Source organism: Saccharibacillus sp. WB 17, assembly GCF_008634075.2.
GTDB lineage: Bacteria > Bacillota > Bacilli > Paenibacillales > Paenibacillaceae > Saccharibacillus > Saccharibacillus brassicae.
Window position 1 is genome coordinate 233603 of record NZ_VPFK02000020.1, and the last position, 22043, is coordinate 255645.

Below are 22043 nucleotides of genomic sequence, written 5' to 3' on the forward strand. Positions count from 1 at the left end.
TGCGACGGCAGGCGATCGCCGAAGCGATCCGCTGCGCGATCTCGCAGCCGGCGGGCGTAGACGTGAACGAACTGGTCGTCCGACCGGCCAAGGATGCCGTCTGACCGCGCGACAAAAAAGAGAAAGCCCCGACGCCTTCAGGCGTCGGGGCTTTCTGCGTAAGGCGCTGTATTCGTAAAGCGCTCAAGCCGTACGTTCCTGCGTCGGTTCGGCCGAATCGGCCGGTCGGGTACGGAATTGTCCCGCTGCCGATTGCAGGTTGTTCGACAGCTCGGCGAGCTGCTGCGCGATTCCGCTCAATTCTTCGGCGGAACGCTGCTGCTCGTCGGCGCTGGCCGATACTTCTTCGCTCATGGCCGACGTCTGCTCGGTAGCCGCGGCGATATCGTTCATATGCTGCTCGACTTCGCGGCGCGCGTCCTGCATGCTGGTCGTCCGCTCGTCGAGCCGTCCCGCCAAATGCTCGACCTGGCCGGAAATTCTCAGCACTTCCCCGAACGTCTGCAGGCAGCCGGAAATTTGCGCTTCCTGTTCCTGCGCGCTTACGCGGTTCGTCTCGAAATGCTTGTTCATCCGCCCGACCTGCTCGACGAAAGACGACAGAATCTTTTCGATCTCCTGAATGGAGTCTTTGGATTGGCTGGCCAGATTGCCCATTTCGCCGGCGACGACAGCGAAGCCTTTGCCGGCTTCGCCCGCCCGGGAAGCTTCGATCGTCGCGTTGAGCGACAGGATCTGGGTCTGCTTGACGATATTGTTCAGCTGTCCGCTGATCGAAGACGCCATTCTGGACTTCTCGTCCAGTTCGCGCGACATGGCGGTCAGGTCGGCCGTCCGCCGCGAATTGTCGCGGCTCTTCGCCAGCAGTGCTTCATGCTCGCGGCTGACTTCGCCCTGCACCGAACCGAGCTGCACGGACATGTCCGTGAACTCCCGGACGTAGGAACCGACTTCGTCAATCATGCCGCCGAGCCGGTCTGTCAGCAGGGAAGCTTGTTCCGTCTGTTCGGCCTGCTGCGTCGATCCGGCAGCGATCTCGCGAATCGCCCGCGTCAATTCTTCGGCCTGCATACGGTTCGTGCCCGAAGAAGATTCAACGTGGCCCGCCGATTGAACGAGCGTCTGCGAGCCCTGCTTGATCTGTTCGATCATGCCCGCTACCCTCGAAGTCATATGCTCGGTCAGCGTCGCGATATCGCCGAGCTGGTCTCCGGTAATCCGGGGCACGGAGATGTCCAGATTGCCTTCGGCGGCTTGTTCCAAGCCCTGCTTGATGCCGGATACCTGCTTGAGCAGGCGGTTGACGACCAGCAGCATGATCAATACGGAGAGCAGCAGCACGCCCGCGAATACCGGAATGACGATGCGGTAAGCGTTCGACAGTGTAAGCGACGTGACCTCGGCCAGCGTATTCGCCGAGACGTCGACCCCGAGATACCCGATCGCTTTGCCGTCGGCATCGAAGATCGGGGTAAAGGAGGAGAATAGACTGCCGAACAGCTCGTTATGCACGACAGCGGTATTGGCCGTTTGGCCCGCCAACAACGGTCCCCCGACGTCCGCATCGAATACGACTTCCGTGCCGAACGGCGAATAATTCTCGTCGTCCCAATCGGCGCCGTCCACCGTATAAATCCAGCCCGCGTCCGTTTTGTTCATCATATACACGTAGAGAACGCCCGACTGCTTGCGCAGATTGGCAAGCTCTTCCCGGAGCTTGCGGTAGGCTTCGTTGTCTTCGCCTTTTTCGTAAATGGTTTGAATCGCAGCCGATTGCGTGCCCAGCCATGCGGCCGTATTCTCGGCGAGCCGCTGCGTATCTTCCTGCATGGTAGCCAGCGCCGCCTGTTCGACTGCGGACCGGGTCATTACGACAACAAGGATTCCGATGACCAGAAGCGGCACCAGAATAATCAGGTAAAGTTTGCCGCGCAGCCCGAATATTTTGCGTTTATTCGTGTGCAAGATCGATCCACCTCCAGAATGTTCGTCAGACTCTTTATTATCGTCGAAAAATGTCGCAATTTGAATAGTATCCTGTAAACAGATAACGGCAGCCGGAGCGTCGCAGAGCGGTTCACGGTTCTTCAAAAACCCGGACGGAGTCCGCCCGTCTGCTGCCGACTCTGCCGCATTGTTTACTTCCCGGATACAATTCATTGGCTTTTTCGAGATATTCTTTCGGTATAGTGAACACATCGAGAGCAGCAAGTTCATCATTCATCGTCATCAATACGGTCCGGAGGCGGAGACAAGCGCTCCGCAGGACTGCAACCCGGGAGGACACTTTATATGAATACGAAAAAATGGATCGCAGCAGCAATGGTAGCCGGCATGACCCTTTCCGCTTCGGCAGGCGCTTACGCCGCCGCGAATATCGAAACGATCAAAGCCCAGCTCAATCACGGCCTCGGCTTCGTCGTGAACGGCCAGACTTACGCGCCCAAGGACGCTTCGGGCAACAGCCTCGATCCTATCGTGTATCGCGATACGACTTATTTGCCGGTTCGGGCTCTCGGCGAAGCGCTGAACGTGCCGGTTACGTACGATGCGGCCGCGCAAAAGGTCGTGATCGGCAAGTCCGGCAGCGGTTCGGGACCGGTCGTCAAGCCGGATTCGGCAGCCGGTCTCGTGAACGTCACGTATACGGCCTCGCAGAAACAGGCGGCCAAAAAAGCGTTCGCGGCGTTCGACGGCTTCACAACGCCGTACGCGCCGATGCAGGCCGTCAAAGGCGACGTCTTCCGCAGCGTGGCGGCCGGCGGCGACTCCGTGACGTACGTGTTCGACAAGATGAAAGTGGCGATCGCGCCGCGCGACGACTCGTTCGGTTACGACTTGACGCCGGTCACGCTGTCCAACGGCATCAAAGGGAACTGGTACAAGCCTGCCGGAACAGACATGCTGACGTTCCCGCTGGGCGATCGCTTCGTGACGATCTTCTCCGAAAAAGGTGCGCTGAGCAAAGCCCAGATCCAGCAGGTTGCCGTGCACGTGGCGAAAGCTTCGTTCTAAATCAAGCTCAATCAAGCACGCAGCACGCCCGGATCACCGCTCCCGATTTTCTCGAATAATCATGAAGGAAGCTTCGCCGCCGCGATACGGATCGCGGCGGCGATTTGTTTTTCCCAGCCGAGGATGCGCTGCTGGGAAGCGTGAATCCGGCCGAGCTGGTCGTACATCAGCGTCAACTCCGCCGCCGCGGTCATGGCGCTGCCCTGCTTGACGGCGGAGCGATACCGTTTGTAAGCGGCTGCCCGAGTCTTGTTAAACGCGGCGATCGACTTGTTCTCCGCCGTCACCTGTTTCTTGCATGCGGCGGCGGGCGCAAGCGCGTCCTTGACGATTTTGGCTTTGGCCGCGGCCTGCTTCTTGGCGGCAGCCAACTCTTCCTGGGCTGTTTGGATCTCCAGCCTGGCGGCCTGCACGGAAGGTTTCAGGTTGTTGCGCTTCAGGTCGAGCAGGTCGATCCGCTTTTTGTTTTTGCTTTTGCGGGCTTCGGCGGCCTGCCGGCCCAGTTCGCGGTATTGTTCGAGCAGCGGGGCATGCCTGGACTTGAGCGCGGCGATCCGGGCTTGCAGCCGGTCGGTGTCGGATCGGCCGATCCGCCGGATCGCGTCGTGGACAGCCTTGAGCCGGCTTGCGCTGTCTTTGCGCAGCGCCTGGATCTCCATTTTCTCCAGCTTGTTGACGGTCTCAAGCGCCGTATACCCGTCGTAGGCCGTATCGAGAGCCGACAACGCCGCAGCCCATGCGGTGCCGGAGCTTGAAGCGAAGGCGCGTTCGGGCGGCGCGGCAAGCGCAAGCAGCAGGCACAGCACAAGCAGCGGGGCGAACAGACGGACGGGCAGGCGGCATTCGAAACGGGCGGACAGACGAACGAACATGGACAATCAGCTCCTCGTATAGGCGGATTAAACGGGCGAAAACGCAAAAAAAGCACCCTGCGGAAAGGTTCGAAAACCTTGTCCGCAGGGTGCTTCCCCGCGCCGTTCATCCTGATTTGCGTTCACTATATCATGGCCCCGGGAGCTGCGTCAATCGCTTTTGGAACGCTTGTTCGATCGATTTTGCCTGTTTCGCCCGGCGCCCAAAACCGGTACAATCAGGGCGTTGGGTAAAAGGCAGAGGAACAGGCAGGGAGGGATCGGGATCGAGCGAAACGGCAACGGAAACGGACAGTCGGACCGTAGCGGGCATCAAAAACACGGACATGAAAAATATAACGGGCAGGCGAAGCACGGCGGGCAGGACAGCGAATCGGACGGACCTCGCGCGGGCGAAGCACAGATTTCGGGCCGCGGGCGGCAGGCCGGGCCTGCCCGGATACGGTTCGTCGCCGCGGCTGCGGCGGTGCTGGCCGCGGCCGCCGTCTATTGCGGGCTGCGGCAGCTGTGGATGCCGGCGTGCGCGTTGACGGCGATCGCCGTCTTGACGGCGGGCGCGGCGCTGCTGCCGCGGAAGTTCGCCGAGGAAGCGGACACGGGCGACGAGGCGTCCGGGGACAGCGAGTGGCTGCTGCCGGACGAGCTGCTGGACGAATGGATTTCCGGCGGGCGTATCCGCCAGGCGCTGATCGCGGCCAGCGGAAGAAGGCAGCCCGATCCGGGCGAACCGTCGGGCTATTCGTATTGGACCGGGTTTCAAATCGTGCTCAAGCACGAAGATGACGGCCTTCGCTATACGAAGACGTCGCCTTTTCGGCGTATGGAAGACCGCGATCTGCTGGACGAGATTTTGCGGCGGTTCCATACGGCGGGCATCCCGGTGTTGGTGACGGATCTCAATCTCGGCGCGGTGCGGCCGGCGGAATTCGCCGGACTCTACGACGGACTGCCGAAAAGACCGTACGACTGGGAGCCGTTCGAGCCCGGCCTGCGTATGGCGGAAGCGGCGTTTGTGCAGCCGTACCGGCCGCCCGGATCGCCGGCGCGAGGCGCGGGGTCTTCCGGCGGCGGACGCTGATCGCGCCGTTATTCGCAGCGCGCTGGCTGCCGCGCCCGAATTCAATTGGGGCGGAAATATGGTACACTGGCTGTCGGAGGCGGGAAGTATCCGCCCGACAGCTTATTGCCGGTTAAGGAGACATGCACCGTGAAATTGATTTCCTGGAACGTTAACGGCCTGCGGGCCGCAGTCACCAAAGGGTTCAACGAATATTTCGAACGGGAGAATGCCGACATTTTCTGCGTGCAGGAGACGAAGCTGCAGGAAGGGCAGATCCTGATCGAGCCTACCCGCGAGTATCATCAATATTGGAACTACGCGGTCAAGAAAGGGTACTCCGGCACGGCGGTCTTCACCAAAGTCCGTCCGCTGTCCGTCCGGTACGGAATAGAGCTCGATTCGGAAGACGAGGGACGGATTCTGACGCTGGAATACGATTCCTTTTACCTCGTGAACGTCTATACGCCGAACGCCAAGCGCGATCTGACCCGTCTGCCGTACCGGCTGGAATGGGAAGACCGCTTCCGCGATTACGTGACCCGGCTGGACGCCGCCAAGCCGGTCATCGTCTGCGGAGATCTCAACGTGGCGCACCAAGAGATCGACCTGAAGAACGCCCGCCCGAATATCGGCAACTCCGGCTTTACGGACGAAGAGCGCGGCAAAATGACCGAGCTGCTGGATGCCGGCTTTATCGACACGTTCCGGTATTTTTACCCGGACCGCGAAGGCGCCTACAGCTGGTGGTCGTATATGATGAAAGTCCGCGAGCGCAATATCGGCTGGCGCATCGATTATTTCCTCGTGTCCGAGCGTCTGGCGCCGAGGCTGACCGACGCGCGTATCGACTCCGAGATGCTCGGAAGCGATCATTGTCCGGTCGTGCTGGAGATCGCGTCCGTTTAATGATTTCTTTAATAAAAACAGTCTTTTTGCAAATTTACTTTAAAAAAAAGCGGTTTTATTATAAGATTCCCTTAGGATAAAACGATCAGGGGTATTCGGATATGGAATACGTTTTGGGAGAAGAATTGAATAGGCATTTGGTTCGGGGCATAGAAAGTGGTTACAATGCGTATGCTCTTGAAAGAAGCGAGAAGCGTCAAAGCATGCGCGTAAGTGCGGCTTATGCTTGGGTGAAAGGGAATCATATCGATGATCAAGTATCTAGGGAACTTGAGAAATTGGGTGCTGACTTTCGAGACGATAAAGCCGGATATACGTGGTCTTATTTGCAATTTTCCATTCCCGATTCGAAATCTCTCCTGCTGATCAAAAATGCAACGATTCTCAAAGGCCCCAAAAAATTGCCCGAACTGGACGTTAAAAACCCGGACAACTATTTGATCGAGCTTTCCCAAATCAATTCTAAAATAAATTTCGAAGAACTCAAACCGGAACTCCAAGGGGTTATGAAGTTTGATGAGATTATCCAAAGTTCATTAAAAGAAGTTCAAAAACAAGCAAAGCTTTCCGAATTCGATCGTTTTTATATCGCAACTTATGAGATCGAACCAAAAAGTCGCATGCTGTCCAACGTCTCCCTTTGGATGCCTGAATTCAAAGAAGGAAACCGAGTGGAAATGGTTTTAATCGACGATTTGTCTCCCCATCTTGGGAAAACCGGAATAGAAATGGATATTGAAGCAATCGGTGCGCTTTCCAGTATGCCCGAGGCCGAGTATTCCGGTGAGGTTGAAGAATACGGCTATTCGATCGCTTCGAAAAAAGCGGAAGAAAACGCATAGAAATAACGATTCATTGTTTCAGAAAGAGGGCTGCTATCTATGTTTATTGGAGAAAAACTGAAGGATATTCGTTTGTTGTATGGATATTCCCGAAGCGACTTGGCCCAACTTCTTGACGTAACCGAGCAATCCGTATGGCAATACGAGAACGATTATAATGGGCCCAAATTAGAAGTCGTGAACAAAATGAAAAATATATTCCATGTTAAAACTAAATATTTTTATGATTCGAGATCAGTCAAGAAAACGGTCAATCCAAGCCTGATCGCCTATCGATCCAAAGAAATCAATAGTGTGAGTCGCACCAAGTACGAAGCAGCTCATTTGGAGCATATAGAGGGATTGCTTGATCTTTTCGAAAAATATATCGTGTATCCCGAAAATAAACTTTTGGAGATTCGGAATTATTCAATCCATTTCATTATTCAAAACGAAAAAAAGTTGGAAAGATCAGATATCATACAACATTTAGCGCTTTATGTTAGGGAATGCCTGAATATGAACAATCAAAATAATCGCTTGCTGTTTATTCTTGAGAAAAACGGAGCCTTTATTTTTGAAAAATCTTTGGGCAGTGAAATAGGTGCGTACAGCATATGGAGCGACCAACAACGACCGATCATCATGTTGGGAAATCAAAAAAAATCGGCTGTTCGAAGAAACTTTGATTTGGCACATGAATTGGGACATTTGCTGCTGCACAACCAAATGGATATGAGTGAACTAACTAAATCGGAACATCAAATCATCGAGCGCGAAGCTAACGATTTTGCTGCTTTTTTCTTGATGCCTCCAATAGAATTTGAGAAAGATTTAGATACTGTTCGCAAAATATCCAATCCGAATTCATACGTGGAATTAAAACAAAAATGGCAAGTTTCCATACAGGCCATGGCGAATCATGCCTATAGGCTAAATAAAATGACGTATGATCAACAGCGTTATTTTTATGCCTCCATGAATCGAATGAATTATACCGTACATGAACCGTTGGATCACGAATTGAAATTAGTCCGACCCGGAAAAGTTCTAAGTTCCATACGGTACATTTTTGAACAAAAACTTGCTTCGGTAGAAGAAATAATTGATATCACTTTGTTTGATGAGAAGTTGCTTTCCAAAATTTTAGGGTTCGAAGAAACCTTTTTTCAACAATACAGAAGAGAAAAAGAGTTTTATAATAATGTAACCGTATTGGAAAGAAAATTAAAAATTCAATAGAATAGAACCATACTCGTTTTAAAAATCAAAATAGGATACTTTGAAGCGGCCGTTTTAAAGCTCAAGCGGCCGCTTCTTTAATTTGGACAGGGGATCTTTATTTTTACCTCTTCATGTAAAGGCTTTCATCGTCTAAGGTAACAAGATGGAGACGAATGCCGATGAAAGATTCATGTCCGGTACGAGTGGACAGTCGGCCCGGACAATGCGAAAATATCGAAAAAAAGGCAGCAGGAAGGAGTCGAGTATGGATATTCTGGGCTTTTACCGCAGAACGGTCAAAAATAATTTGTTTACCAAAACCATTCTGCTCTTCTCCTTCATTACGATCGTGACGATTATCGCTTTTTCGTATTTCATGTTCGTCTCGATGTCGCAGTCGGCGGTGCGGCGGGAGCTGGACAACCAGAAAGCGGCGATGTCGGCGATCGACCGGTATATCGGGCTGCGCGTCGGCGAAGCGAATTCGATCATGCCGGACATTTACCGGGACGACGCGCTGTCGCTTGACCTGTCCTACTTTTTGATCCATCCGTATTCGGATTATGTGCGCTACCGGCTCGACCGGTACAGCCAGACGGGCATCGATTCGGCAAGCGCCAAAGCCCATCTGGAAAACGTGCTGGAGACGCGGCCGGATATTCGCACGCTTGCGCTGTACAGCAGCGAACAGCAGGCGCTGTACGCGTACCATCCCGACGGGGAATTCCGGGTGGTACCGGTCAATGCTTCGCAGTCGTACGTCCCCGACGCGATGGCGCTGGAGAACACGAACGTGTCGGAGCCCAATGCCTGGGTCAGCCGGGCGCTCGGAGGTATCGGGGAAGCGATGTATTCGGTGTCGGTGCCGGTCAACGACAAGCAGAGCCTCAAAAATCTGGGGCAGCTGAGCGTCTGGTTCGATTCGAGCCGGCTGTGGAACGCGTTGACCGCTTACGAAAAAGAGTTCAAAGGAAACATTTTCGTCTTGTCCGCGGACGGGCGTGTGCTGTTCGATACGTCGGGCCGCTTTTACGGAGAACGCTTTCCGTATGCGGAGCGGCTGGAATCGGTGTATGACGTCAACTCGTCGGGACCGGCGCCGGAGAACGGTCTGTACTTCAACAAGCTGGCGTCGACGTCGGGCGGCTATACCGTCGCGGGCATCATGAGCGAAGCGGAGGCGGCGCAGTCCTATCGCAATCTTCAGCGCACGATCGTGACGATCGGAGCGGTGTGCATCCTGTTCGCCATTTTGGTGCCGTCGCTGTTCATTTTCAATTTTGCCAAACGCACGAACCGGATCATCCGGCTGACCCAGCGGGTCAAGCGCGGCGATCTGAAGACGCGGCTGCAGGATACGAAGGAAGACGAGCTGGGCCAGATCGCGAGCAGCTTCGACGATATGCTGGACGAGCTGAATCAATACATCGACCGGGTGTACAAAGCGGACATCAAGCAAAAACATACCGAACTTGCGGCGCTGCAGGCGAGGGTGAACCCGCATTTTCTGTACAATACGCTTGAAGTGATCCGGATGCGCGCCGTGTCGCAGGGAGCCAAAGACGTCGGAGAGATGATCTACAGTCTGTCGATGCTGTTCAAAAGTTTCGTGCGGCAAAAAGAGAGACATACGCTAAAAGACGAACTGGAAGCGTGCCGGCTGTACCTGGAGCTGTTCCGTATCCGCTACAAAGACCGGCTCGCGTACGATATCCAGGCCGATCCGGACCTGCTCGACGCCGAAGTGCCCCGGCTGTCGGTGCAGCCGATCGTCGAAAACTATATCGTGCACGGCATTCGCAGCCGGGACGAAGACAACCGGATCGTCATCTTCGCGCATCGGGAAGAACGCGATATCGCGGTGCGGGTGAGGGATAACGGAAGAGGCATCCCGACGGAGAAGATGGCCGAGCTGCAGGCCGGGCTGCTGCGAAGCGGCGAAGAACGCGAAGGAGAAGGCGGATTCGGCCTGCGCAGCGTTCACGAACGGCTGCGACTGCTGTACGGGCCGGAATACGGGATTGCCGTGCACAGCGCGGGCGATGGACAGGGCACGTCGGTAGAAATCCGGTATCCGGATTCGGAAGAGGGGGAACGGCATGTACAAAGTGTTTCTGGTGGATGACGAACCGTTTATTATCGAAGGCTTGATGGACATTATCGACTGGGCTTCGTTCGGCCTGGAAGTCGTCGGCAGCGCGCTCGACGGCCGCGAAGCGCTGGAGGCACTGCGCGATACGCCGGCCGATCTGCTGCTGACCGACATCTCCATGCCGGAGATGACCGGACTTGAGCTGATTCGCCGCGTCCGGGCATTCCGGCCGGAACTGAAAGTCATCGTGCTCAGCGGATTCAACGAATTCGATTACCTCAAGGAAGGCATGCGGCTCGGCATCGAGAACTACCTGCTCAAGCCGATCAACGTGGAGGAGCTGGAAGCGACGCTCGCCAACGTGACCGAGAAGCTGCGCCGGGCCGAGCGCGAAGAACGCTTCGGTGTGTTCGGAGCGCGGATCATCCGCGATAACGTGCTGCACCGCTGGCTGACAGACCAGATCTCGCAGGCCGAGTTCGACGAACGGGCCGGCCTGCTCGGTCTGCATTTCGGCCATACGTCTCTCGGCGTGCTTATTCTGCGCTCCGCCGACCGCAGCGAAGAGCTGCCGCGGCGGGCCGAAGAAGCGCTGCAGGGCGAAGCGGACTGCATCGTGTTTCGCGATATGGACGGCGACGCGGCCGTCGTCGTGACGCTTGCCGCGCACGAAGACGAAGAGAAGCTGACGAACATCGCCCGCAGGCTGGAAGAGCGGCTGCGCGAAGACGGGCTGCGGATCGGCATCGGCAGCGCGGGACCGCTGCCGCAGCACGGCCCGGTCAGCCGGAGCGAAGCGAAGAAAGCGCTGGAATACGCGCTGGTCGACCCGGAGCGGCGACTGTTCCGCTACGCGCCGCCGGCCGACGCGTCTTCGGCGGCGGACGTGTCCGGCACGCTGCGCGCCGATCTCGGGCGCGAGTACGGGCGCCTCGTGCTGGCCCGCGACCGCGAAGGGCTGACGAAGCGGATCGGCGAAGACATGGCCGCGATCAGCAAAGCCGAAGGCATGACGCCGGAAGAGCTGCAGGATATCGCGCTCGGCGTCTGCGCCGACTTTCGCGCCGTACTGCGCGAAGTCAAACGCGAGGACGACGGCGAGCCGTTTCTGCAGGTGCTGGAACGCATCCGTACCGCCACGCATATGGAAGAACTGGTCGAAGCCGTTCGGCGGGCGGCCGAAGAAACGGTCGGCATGCTGAACCGGGATACGCGCAGTCCGGTCGTGCAGCAGGTGCTCGGCCATGTCGCCGCCCATTACGGCGAAGAGCTGTCGCTCAAAATGCTCGGTTCGCAGTATCACGTGCATCCTGTCTATCTCGGGCAGCTGTTCCACAAAGAAACGGGCGAGACGTTCACCGACTACCTCAACAAGTACCGGATCGAACGCGCCAAAGAAAAGCTGCGCACGACGAGCCACAAAGTGCAGGACATTTCGCGCAGCGTCGGTTATTGGGAAACGGGCTATTTTTACAAACAGTTCAGAAAGTACGTGGGCATCTCGCCGACGGAGTACAAAACGCTGCAATAAAGTTCGGGCGAGGCTTGATTCGGTGCTCCAAGGGATATGCAATCCTTTAGCCAAACCAAGCCAAGCCAATGGTGATTTTCATGTTATTTTCATGTAAATTAATCTTTCATTTTCATGGCAGAGATCGCCTTCGGGGCGGTCTTTTCTTTATTTTGTACACCGATATATTGGATTTCAATCCTTTTTGAAAGTGCTTTCATGATTTAGAGTAAAGATAGTTCTTACGGCAAGACACACAGACAGCTATTCAAAAGAGGAGGCCAATTTTATGCACAAAGGCAAAAAAAGACGTTCGGTCGCGATCTCGATGTTGGCGGCGCTCAGTCTCGCACTTTCCGCATGCGGAGGCGGCGGAGGCAATGCGGCATCGGGCGGCGAAGGCGACGCGGAGAATCCGGTCGACCTGATCTGGTACACGATCGGCACGCCGCAAAAAGACGTGGACAAGGTCATGACCGAGGTGAGCAAATATACAGCCGAGAAGATCGGCGCGAACGTTACGATGAAGATGATCGACTGGGGCGATTACCAGCAGAAGATGCAGGTACTGGTCGCTTCCGGCGAACCGATGGACATCATCTTCACGTCGTCCGGCGGCTTCGATTACGTGCAAAATGCGCGCAAAGGCGCGTTTATGGAACTCGACAGCCTGATCGACGAATACGGCAAGGACATCAAGGACACGATCGATCCGGCCTTCCTCGAAGGCTCCAAAGTGGACGGCCACAACTACGCGATTCCGGCCAACAAAGAGCTGCCGCAGCAGGAAGTATGGCGCTTCAACAAAACGGTCGCCGACGAATACGGCGTCAAGACCGACGGCGTCCGTACGCTGGACAGCCTGGAGCCACTGCTCAAGACGGTCAAGGACAAAGCGCCGGATATTACGCCGTTCGCGATGGACAAAAACTATGTGCCGTACGTGCCGTACGACTACGTGATCCAGAATCTGCCGATGGCGGTGAAGCTGGACACGACGGATTACAAAATCGTGAACATCCTGGAAACGCCGGAGATGAAAGAGGCGCTGACCACGATGAACAAATACTACAAAGCGGGCTACGTCGCTCCCGAAGCCGCCACGACCGGTTCGACGACCGATCTGATGACTTCCGGCAAATGGCTGCTTGACCGCGCGCAGACCCAACCGCTCGCCGACAACTCGTGGAGCGCAAGCTACGGCTACCCGGTCGTCTCGACGCCGGCCAGCGACGCGATCATCACGAACAACTCCGTGCAGGGTTCGATGATGGCGATCTCCGCCAACTCCGAATACCCGGAGAAAGCGATGGAGTTCCTGAATCTGCTGAACACCGATCCGGTGCTGCGCAACATGGTCGATTCCGGCATCGAAGGCACGCATTACAACAAAACGGCCGACAACCGCGTCGAGAACCTGCCGGAAGCGAAAAACTACGACATGCCGTCGTACTCGCTCGGCAACAACATGCTGCTCTACCTGAACCCGAACGATCCCGAGAACAAATGGGACGAGTTCAAAACGTTCAACGAAGCGGGCGTCGATTCGCCGATCCTCAGCTTCAACTTCGATCCGAAGAACGTCTCGTCCGAACTCGCCGCCGTGCAGAACGTCAAGGAGCAGTTCTGGTCTTCCCTGATGACCGGTACGGTCGATCCGGAAACGTACCTGCCGCAGGCGATCGAGAAGTTCAACCAGGCCGGGCTTGAGAAAGTCATGGCCGAAGCACAGACGCAGCTCGACGCCTGGAAAGCCGAAAACGGCAAATAAGCAGGCGGGCCATCAAACGGACGACCGGGCAACCAAGCTTGGGTCGTTCGCATCAGTAAACCAAAACGGGAATCGGGCGGGCAGGCACACGCCCGGTTCTTTTTATACCGATTTCGGGGTGACAAGGAGGGCAACATGACTATGGGAAACTTTTTGAAAAACTTAAACCGCAACAAAGTGCTGCTGTTCATGGTGCTGCCGGGCGCGATCTGGTTCTTCTTCTTCTCGTATCTGCCGCTTGCGGGCACGATCGTGGCGTTCAAGGAATATCGCGTCAGCCGCAAAGGGTTCTGGGCAAGCATCTTCAACAGCGAGTGGGTCGGCTGGGACAACTTCAAATTTCTGTTCAGTACGGAAGACGCCTTCGTCATCACGCGGAACACGCTGCTGTATAACATCGCGTTCATTGCGCTCGGCCTGGTGTTCTCGGTACTGATGGCGATTATTTTGTCCGAGCTGGTCAGCCGGAAAATGTCGAAAATTTATCAGACGGGCATGTTCCTGCCGTACTTCCTGTCCTGGGTTATCGTCGGCTACTTCGTGTTCAGCTTCCTGAGCATGGACCGCGGCCTGCTGAACCAGATGCTGGGCTGGGTCGGCATGGAGCCGGTTCAATGGTATTCGGATCCGAAGTATTGGCCGTATATTCTCGTCTTCGTCAATCTGTGGAAAATGGTCGGTTATAACAGCGTCGTCTATCTGGCGGCGATTCTCGGGATCGACCGGTCGCTGTACGAAGCGGCGATGATCGACGGCGCGAACAAATGGCAGCAGATTCGCCGGATCACCATTCCGATGCTGACGCCGATCATTACGATCATGACGCTGCTGGCCGTGGGCCGGATCTTCTACGCCGACTTCGGGCTGTTCTACCAGGTGCCGAGAGACTCGGGCACCCTGTACGCCGTGACGAACGTTATCGACACGTACGTCTACCGCGGACTGATGACGACGGGCGAGATCGGCATGAGCGCCGCCGCGGGCCTGTATCAATCGGTCGTCGGCTTCACGCTCGTCATCGTGGCGAACTACGTGGTGCGCCGAATCGACAAAGACAGCTCGCTGTTCTAAAAAAAGCAGGTTCACCAAGCGACTTTTGCACAAGAAAGTTCAAGAAAGGAAGGTGTCTTCATGGCCCGCAAACCGAAAGCGAAAGCGATCCGCGATTTTCAACAGATTACGCCGGTATGGAACGTCATTTTCAACCTGATCGCCGGCATCTTTGCTTTTATGTGCGTGTTTCCGTTTCTGTTCGTCGTCATTATCTCCCTTACGGACGAAAGCGTGCTGGCAAGCGAAGGCTACCGGCTGATTCCGTCCAAATGGAGCCTCGGCGCGTACCAATACATCTTCGAGAGCGGCGATACGCTGCTGCGGGCTTACGGGGTGACGATCGCGGTCACCGTTATCGGCACGATTCTCAGCCTGTTCATGATCGCGCTGTACTCGTATGCGATCTCGCGCCGCAATTTCCGCTACCGCCGCTTTTTCTCCATCTTCGCTATCTTGACGATGCTGTTCAACGGCGGTATCATCCCGACCTACATGATCGTGGCGCAGCTGCTCGGGCTCAAGAACAGTATCTGGGCGCTCGTGCTGCCGCTCGCGATGAACGCGTTCTACGTCATGATCCTGCGTACGTTCTATGCGACCAGCGTGCCGGACGCGCTCGTCGAATCGGGCAAAATCGACGGCGCCGGCGAGTTCCGCATCTTTTTCAAAATTATCGTGCCGCTGTCCCTGCCGGGTCTTGCGACGATCGGATTGTTCAGCACGCTCGGGTATTGGAACGACTGGTTCAACGCGCTGCTGTATATCGACAATCCGAATCTGGTGCCGCTCCAGTCCATGCTGATGCGGATCGAATCAAGCATGCAGTTTATCCAGCAAAACTCGGCCAACAGCAATATCAGCATGGCCGCGCTCCAATCGCTGCCGCAGGATACGGCGCGCATGGCGATGGTCGTGCTGGCGACGCTGCCGATCATTTTCGCCTATCCGTTCTTCCAACGCTATTTCGTGCAGGGTTTGACCCTCGGAGCGGTGAAAGAATAAGTTGGAGTTCGGAATAACATTCGGATTGAAAAAAAGAACATGGCGGACGCAGCGCGTCCGCACGCCAAAGAGGAGGACCGCCCATGACGGAACGGACAAGAGTTGCGGTGACGGAGAGACCCTGGATGAACGGGGACTTGTCGGCCGGGCAGCGCTCGGAGCTGCTGCTTGCGGCGATGACGGCGCGCGAAAAGGTAGGGCAGCTTATTCAGCCGTTCGGCTGGATGACGTACTCGCGCCAAGGCGGAAAAGCGGAATTGACCGAAAGTTTCAAAGAGCAGGTGCGCGCGGGCGACGTCGGTTCGCTGTACGGCACGCTGCGGGCCGATCCTTGGACGGGCGTCACGCTTGCGACCGGATTGTCGCCGGCGGAAGGCGCCGAAGCGGTCAACGAGATCCAGCGCTACGCCGTCGAATATTCACGGCTCGGCGTGCCGCTCTTGATCGGCGAGGAATGTTCGCACGGGCATATGGCGATCGGAGGCACGGTGTTCCCGGTGCCGCTCGCGATCGGCAGCACGTGGAACGTCGACCTGTACCGGGACATGTGCCGGGCGGTCGCCGCGGAGACGCGGGCGCAGGGCGGGGCGGCAACGTATTCGCCGGTGCTCGACGTCGTGCGCGATCCGCGCTGGGGCCGGACCGAAGAATGCTTCGGGGAAGATCCGTTCCTGATCGGCGAAATGGCGGTCGCTTCGGTGGAAGGGCTGCAGGGGCAGCGGCTGGACGCGCGAGATAGCGTCGCGGCGACGCTGAAGCATTTTGCGGGCTACGGCGCTTCCGAAGGGGGGCGCAACGCGGGCCCCGTACATATGGGCTGGCGCGAGCTGCTCGAAGTCGACCTGTACCCGTTCGAGCGGGCGGTTCGGGCGGGAGCGGCTTCGATCATGCCGGCCTACAACGAGATCGACGGCGTGCCGTGCACGACGAACGAGCGCCTGCTCGGCGGCATCCTGCGCGGCGAATGGGGCTTCGACGGTCCGGTCATTACGGACTGCGGCGCCATCGACATGCTGGCGGCCGGCCACGATACGGCCGAAGACGGCGAAGACGCGGCGCTGCAATCGCTGCGTGCCGGCATCGACATGGAGATGTCCGGCGAGATGTTCGGCCGCCATCTGCTGGCGGCGTTCGAAGCCGGCCGGCTGGAAGCGGACGTGCTGGACCGCGCGGCGCTGCGCGTGCTGAAGCTCAAGTTCCGGCTCGGGCTGTTCGAGAACCCGTACGCCGACGCGCAGCGGGCCGCCGACATCATCGGCAGCGAAGAGCATGTGCGGCTTGCGCGGGCGCTTGCAGCCGAGAGCGTCGTTCTGCTCAAGAACGACGGAGGCGTGCTGCCGCTTGTGGGCAGCACCGGCCGCGTGGCGGTCATCGGTCCGAATGCGGACCGCGGCTACAACCAGCTCGGCGATTACACGTCGCCGCAGCCGGAAGGGAGCGTCGCGACCGTGCTGCGCGGCCTGACCGAGCGGCTGGGAGCGGAGCGCGTCTCGTACGCGCCGGGCTGCCGCATTCGCGGCGAATCGCGCGAAGGCTTCGCGCGGGCGCTGGAATGCGCGGCGGAAGCGGACGCCGTCGTGCTCGTCATGGGCGGGTCGAGCGCCCGCGATTTCGGCGAAGGCACGATCGACCTGCGGACCGGAGCTTCGATGGTCACGGGCGAGGCGGTCAGCGATATGGACTGCGGCGAAGGCATCGACCGCATGACGCTGGGTCTGTCGGGCGTGCAGCTCGACCTGATCCGCGAAGTGAGCGCGGCGGCATCCGGCAAGCCGGTCGTCGTGGTCTATATCGGCGGGCGCCCGGTCGTGGAGCCGTGGGTGGAAGAACACGTGCCCGCGCTGCTGCAAGCGTGGTATCCGGGGCAGGAAGGCGGCCATGCGATCGCCGACATCCTGCTCGGCGACGTCAATCCGTCGGGCCGCCTGACGATCTCCGTGCCCAAACATGTCGGGCAGCTGCCGGTTCATTACCTCGGCAAGCGCTCGCGCGGCAAACGGTATCTGGAAAACGATTCGAAGCCGCGCTATCCGTTCGGCTACGGGCTCAGCTACACGTCGTTCGAGTATTCGGATCTTGAGCTGACGCAGCGCCGGCTGGCGCCGGCCGAGATCGAAGCCGGCGGCCGTGCGGCCGTATCGGTAACGGTTCGCAATACCGGGGAGCGCGCGGGAGCGGAAGTTGTCCAGCTCTACGTCTCCGACGCGGTCAGCGCCGTCACCCGTCCCGCGAATGAACTGAAAGGGTTTCGGAAGATCTGGCTGGAACCGGGCGAGAGCCGGCGAGTGAATTTTGACATCGGCGCGGAGCAGCTCCGCTATATCGGACCGGATCTTGTACCGGTCGTCGAACCGGGACTGTTCCGGCTGCGGATCGGCCGTCATGTGCAGGACACCCACAGTATCGACTTTATCGTCGGAGAGGAATGAGAATCCATGCAGCGTTTGAACCGTTTTATCCATGAGCTGTCGCAGCGCCAGTGGCTGCGGCAGGAAGAACTGAAGAGTTGGGACATTACCCGGTCGACCTACGGCCTGCCGGGCCAATATACCGGGGTCGAGCCGTATCCGCAGGGCAAAGAACTGAATCCTTTTCCGAGCCAAAACGGCACGACCTATTTCTTCCGCGCGAAGCTTGAACTGCCGGCAGATTGGAACGCGGACACCGCAGGGCTGATCTTCGATTCCGGCGGCGAAGGGCTGCTGCGGGTGAACGGCGCTTCGTATCAGGGCATCGACGACAACCATACGTATGCCACGCTCGATCTCAAGCACGTCGGCCGGACGCCGGAACTCGAAATCGAAATGTTCGATATCATTCCCGAACCGCACGATCCGCTGAACCGGCAGGCGACGATCAAACCGCCGATCACGTCGATCCGCAGTCTGCTCGTGCTGCCGAACGAACCGGTGCGCAGCCTCATGTACACGGTGACGGTCGTGCGCGATTCGGCGGCGCTGCTGCCGGACACCGATTTCCGCCGCGTGCGCCTGATGGAAGCTCTGCACGGCGCGATGGATGCTTTTACCGGATTGAACGAAGCGGACGTGCGCGAAGGCGCGGCGGTCTCGAACATCGAACAGCAGCTTCGCACCCGTACGCTCGAGATCGGAGGCAACAACGCCGAAGGCCGCGAGATTATGGTCGGCCAGTCGCATATCGATATCGCCTGGCTGTGGCCGGTGCGCGAGACGGTGCGCAAGACGAGCCGCACGTTCTCGAGCGTCGACACGCTGATGCGCGAATACCCGGATTATCTGTACACGCAGAGCCAGCCGATCCTGTTCGATTTTCTCAAGCAGAACGATCCCGAACTGTACGAGCGGGTCAAAGCCCGGATTCGCGAAGGACGCTGGGAACTGGTCGGCGGCATGTGGGTCGAACCGGACCTCAACATCCCGAGCGGCGAATCGCTGATGCGCCAGATGCTGTACGGACAGCGCTTCTACCAGGAGGAATTCGGCAAAATCTCGCGTATCGAATGGCTGCCGGACACGTTCGGCTACTGCGCGTCGCTGCCGCAGATTCTCAAGCACGGCGGCGTGGACTATTTCATGACGACGAAGCTGAACTGGAACGATACGAACGTGTTCCCGTACGATCTGTTCCATTGGGTCGGCATCGACGGAACGCCGATCCTGTCCTACCTGAACCACGGCGTCAACGAGCACACGCATCCCAAAGACGTGCACGAACACTGGCAGTCCTACCGGCAAAAAGACAAACATCCCGAGCAGATGCTGCTGTACGGGCACGGCGACGGCGGCGGCGGCGTGACGCGCGAGATGCTGGAGTATATCGACCGCGCCGAGCTGATGGTCGGCCAGCCTTCGAGCCGCTACGGCACGGCGGTGGAATTCTTCGACGGCATCCGCCAGGCCGATCCGGAACTGCCGGTCTGGCGCGGCGACCTGTACCTGGAGCTGCACCGCGGCACGTATACGACGCACGCCTACAACAAGCGGGCGAACCGCAAAGCGGAAGTGCTGTACCGCGAAGCGGAACTCTGGAACGTACTGGCGGCAGGCGCGGACGAAATCGTGGGCATGGAAGCGCTGGAGATCGCGCATACGGCGGAGTCTGACGGCGAAGCGCCGGCCGGGCTTGGCTTCGGCGCAGACGGCACGCTGCCGGCCCTGCGCACCCATGCCGGCTACGGCGAAGCGCTGGAATCGCTGCACCGGGGCTGGAAGCTGATCCTGCTCAACCAGTTCCACGACATTATTCCGGGTTCGGCGATCACGGAAACGTACGAGACGTCGGACGCGGAATACGCGGAAGTGTTCGCCGAAGGCAGCCGCAGCCTCGATATCGGCACGCAGTCGCTGACGGAGCGGATTCATACCGAAGGCGAAGGCACGCCGTACGTCATTTTCAACAGTCTGGGCTGGAATCGCTTCGCGTCCGTCACGATCGAACAGGCGGCCGGACAGGAAGCCTACGACTCGGCAGGCGAACGTCTGGAAGCCGACTACGACGCGGGCAGCGGCAGCCTGACCGTGTACGTGCCGCATATTCCGTCGCTCGGGTACACGACGATCTGGCTGCGCGAAGCGGGATCGGGAGAGGGAGTGGTTACGGGAGCGGGCGAACAATCGGCGTCTTCCCTGCGGGAAACGGCAGACGCTTCGGCACTCTCGGCGGAATCGGAGTTCTCGGCGGAAACGAAGTCTTCCGTATCGGACCGTCCGGACGCGGATCTTCCGGACTTGGCTCTTCCGGAACAATCGGCGATCGCGCCGCAAGCCGGCTTGGCTGGGGAAGACGGGTTCCCGGACGTCTGGGAGACACCGCATTACACGTTGACGTTCAACGACCGGGGCGAGATTGTCTCGCTGATCGACAAGCAGGCGGAGCGCGAAGTGATCCGGCCGGGCGAGGCGGCGAACGTCTTCCAGTTCTTCCATGACCGTCCGACGCAGTGGGATGCGTGGGACATCGATCCGCGGTTCGAGCAGCAGCCTGCGGGCGCGGCCGAGCTGCTGGAACGTTCGGTCGTCACTTCGGGCGGCGTGCGCGACGTGCTGCGCTTCCGCTGGAAGCTGGGCGAATCGATCATTGAACAGGATCTGATTTTGTACAAATACGACCGCCGCATCGATTTCAAGACGCACGTCTCGTGGCACGAAGCACATAAGCTGCTCAAAGTGGCATTCCCGGTCGACGTGCTGGCGGAAAAAGCGACCTACGAAATTCCGTTCGGCTCGCTGGAGCGGCCGACGCATCGCAATACGAGCTGGGAACAGGCGCAGTTCGAAGTATGCGGACACCGGTTCGCCGACGTGTCCGAGCGCGGCTACGGCGTCAGCCTGCTGAACGACTGCAAATACGGCTACGACATTCAGGGCAGCACGATTCGCCTGTCGCTGCTCCGGGCGCCGAAATGGCCGGATACGCAGGCGGATCTGGGCGAACACGACTTCACGTATTCGCTGTATCCGCACGCGGGCAGCTGGGTGTATGCCGATACGGTGCAGGCCGCCGCGGCGCTCAATCAGGAACTGCCGGTCGTGCGGACGACTGCGCACGCCGGCCATCTGCCGTCTTCGATGTCGCTTATTATTTTCACGGGCGAGCATGTTATACTGGACACGGTCAAGCCGGCCGAAGACGGAACCGGCATCGTCGTGCGGATGTACGAGTCGGCGGGCGGGCGCGAGACGGTCGGACTGAATTGGCGTCACCTCTTCGAGCGGGCGTTCTTGTCCGGCGCGTTGGAAGAAGACGGCGAAGAGCTTGAGCTGCTCGAGAACGCCGCCGTATGGCTTACGTTCAAGCCGTACGAGATCAAGACGGTCAAACTGATCCGGCGGAGCTAGACCCGAATCGGACCGGACTCCGGCTTGCGTTCGCTTCGGTCCCTTTGCTTCATTCGCCGGCGCTCCGCAGTAATCCGACAGCCGTTTTGACGGCCGAACCGGTTGCTGCGGCGCGCCGGTTTTGGGTTGAAGCGGCCAGGGATCGGGGATCGGTCCGCGAATCCGGCGAATCGAGCAGAGCAAACCGGGTCGAACCGGATAGAATCAAATTGGATTGGATTGGATTGGATTGGATCAAAGCAAATCAATACCGAACCAAACCAAACTAAAACCAAGCCAAACCAAATCAAATCGAAGCCAGCAAAAATCAAACCAAAGCCACCCAAAATCAAACCCAAATCCGGCAAATGTGATCGAAAAGTCAACATTTTGCTGCTAAAAAGGCCGGATTCATACAAATGTGATCATAAAGTCAACATTTTGAGCGCATCCTCGCCGATTTTCGCTTTTTTCGCCAAAAATGTGTTCATAAAAGCAACATTTTGATAAAAAAAGAGCTTTCAAGCGGAAAATGTGGTCAAAAAGACAACATTTCCTCGGAAGAGTCGAAAAGTGGCAAGCAAGAAGCAAGAAGCAAGAAGCAAGAAGCAGGAAGCAAGAAGCAAGAAGCAAGAAGCAGGAAGCAGGAAGCAGGAGTCGGAAAGCTCAAAGCAGAAAGCGGAAAGCAGTAAGAATCAAGCAGCAGACAAGTCGCACAAACAAGCACGCACGTCGCATAAAGCAGCAGACAAGTCGCGCAAAATAGCAGACAATTCGCACAAACAAGCACGTACGTCGCATCAAGCAGCAGGCAAGTCGCGCAAACAAGCACGTACGTCGCATAAAGCAGCAGGCAAGTCGCGCAAACAAGCACATACGTCGCATCAAGCAGCAGACAAGTCGCACAAACAAGCACGCA

The 22043-nt window shown here is 57.8% G+C and carries 15 protein-coding genes; 13 read left to right on the forward strand and 2 right to left on the reverse strand.

The genetic code is table 11. The annotated features are described in order from the left end of the window. Positions 1–183 precede the first annotated feature (183 nt). On the reverse strand, positions 184–1965 hold the full coding sequence (locus FTE24_RS10425; RefSeq protein ID WP_237401719.1) for a methyl-accepting chemotaxis protein: 1782 nt from the start codon (positions 1963–1965) through the stop codon (positions 184–186). Between the two features lie 327 nt (positions 1966–2292). Between FTE24_RS10425 and FTE24_RS10430 the strand changes: the two genes are divergently transcribed. After that, the gene (locus FTE24_RS10430) at positions 2293–3015 is read left to right on the forward strand and encodes a stalk domain-containing protein (RefSeq protein WP_150233300.1); all 723 of its coding nucleotides are present in this window, start codon (positions 2293–2295) and stop codon (positions 3013–3015) included. Positions 3016–3074: 59 nt separating this feature from the next. On the opposite strand, the gene FTE24_RS10435 is transcribed toward FTE24_RS10430, so the two are convergent. Beyond that, complete coding sequence (locus tag FTE24_RS10435; protein WP_150233302.1) at positions 3075–3887, reverse strand: hypothetical protein; 813 nt, start codon at positions 3885–3887, stop codon at positions 3075–3077. 226 nt (positions 3888–4113) lie between these two features. On the opposite strand from FTE24_RS10435, the gene FTE24_RS10440 reads away from it, so the two are divergent. The 12 genes from FTE24_RS10440 to FTE24_RS10495 form a co-directional block, all read left to right on the forward strand. After that, positions 4114–4965 (forward strand): hypothetical protein, encoded by an 852-nt coding sequence (locus FTE24_RS10440; RefSeq protein WP_150233304.1) that lies wholly within the window; start codon positions 4114–4116, stop codon positions 4963–4965. 129 nt (positions 4966–5094) lie between these two features. Beyond that, positions 5095–5853, forward strand: a complete 759-nt coding sequence (locus FTE24_RS10445) for an exodeoxyribonuclease III (protein WP_150233305.1) — start codon at positions 5095–5097, stop codon at positions 5851–5853. A gap of 101 nt (positions 5854–5954) precedes the next feature. Continuing rightward, on the forward strand, positions 5955–6695 hold the full coding sequence (locus FTE24_RS10450) for a spr1630 family ClpXP-sensitive toxin (RefSeq protein ID WP_150233308.1): 741 nt from the start codon (positions 5955–5957) through the stop codon (positions 6693–6695). A 39-nt stretch (positions 6696–6734) separates the two neighbouring features. Further along, positions 6735–7916 carry a spr1629 family repressor/antitoxin gene (locus FTE24_RS10455; protein ID WP_150233310.1) on the forward strand — a complete coding sequence of 394 codons (1182 nt, stop codon included), beginning with the start codon at positions 6735–6737 and terminating at the stop codon, positions 7914–7916. A 247-nt stretch (positions 7917–8163) separates the two neighbouring features. Then, positions 8164–10023 carry a sensor histidine kinase gene (locus FTE24_RS10460; protein ID WP_150233312.1) on the forward strand — a complete coding sequence of 620 codons (1860 nt, stop codon included), beginning with the start codon at positions 8164–8166 and terminating at the stop codon, positions 10021–10023. Next, positions 9998–11521 carry a response regulator transcription factor gene (locus FTE24_RS10465; RefSeq protein WP_150233315.1) on the forward strand — a complete coding sequence of 508 codons (1524 nt, stop codon included), beginning with the start codon at positions 9998–10000 and terminating at the stop codon, positions 11519–11521. Before FTE24_RS10460 ends, FTE24_RS10465 begins: the two co-directional genes overlap by 26 nt. A 268-nt stretch (positions 11522–11789) precedes the next feature. Next, positions 11790–13271 (forward strand): ABC transporter substrate-binding protein, encoded by a 1482-nt coding sequence (locus tag FTE24_RS10470; RefSeq protein WP_141446581.1) that lies wholly within the window; start codon positions 11790–11792, stop codon positions 13269–13271. Positions 13272–13412: 141 nt separating this feature from the next. After that, on the forward strand, positions 13413–14342 hold the full coding sequence (locus FTE24_RS10475) for an ABC transporter permease (protein ID WP_150233567.1): 930 nt from the start codon (positions 13413–13415) through the stop codon (positions 14340–14342). Positions 14343–14402: 60 nt separating this feature from the next. Further along, a complete protein-coding gene (locus tag FTE24_RS10480) occupies positions 14403–15326 on the forward strand; it encodes a carbohydrate ABC transporter permease (protein WP_150233317.1) in 924 nt (307 codons plus the stop codon). A gap of 125 nt (positions 15327–15451) precedes the next feature. Continuing rightward, positions 15452–17755 (forward strand): glycoside hydrolase family 3 N-terminal domain-containing protein, encoded by a 2304-nt coding sequence (locus FTE24_RS10485; RefSeq protein ID WP_415663192.1) that lies wholly within the window; start codon positions 15452–15454, stop codon positions 17753–17755. A 6-nt stretch (positions 17756–17761) separates the two neighbouring features. Next, complete coding sequence (locus FTE24_RS10490; protein ID WP_150233320.1) at positions 17762–21145, forward strand: alpha-mannosidase; 3384 nt, start codon at positions 17762–17764, stop codon at positions 21143–21145. 552 nt (positions 21146–21697) lie between these two features. Next, a partial coding sequence (locus FTE24_RS10495; RefSeq protein ID WP_202111819.1) for a hypothetical protein occupies positions 21698–22043 on the forward strand: 346 nt, incomplete at its 3' end.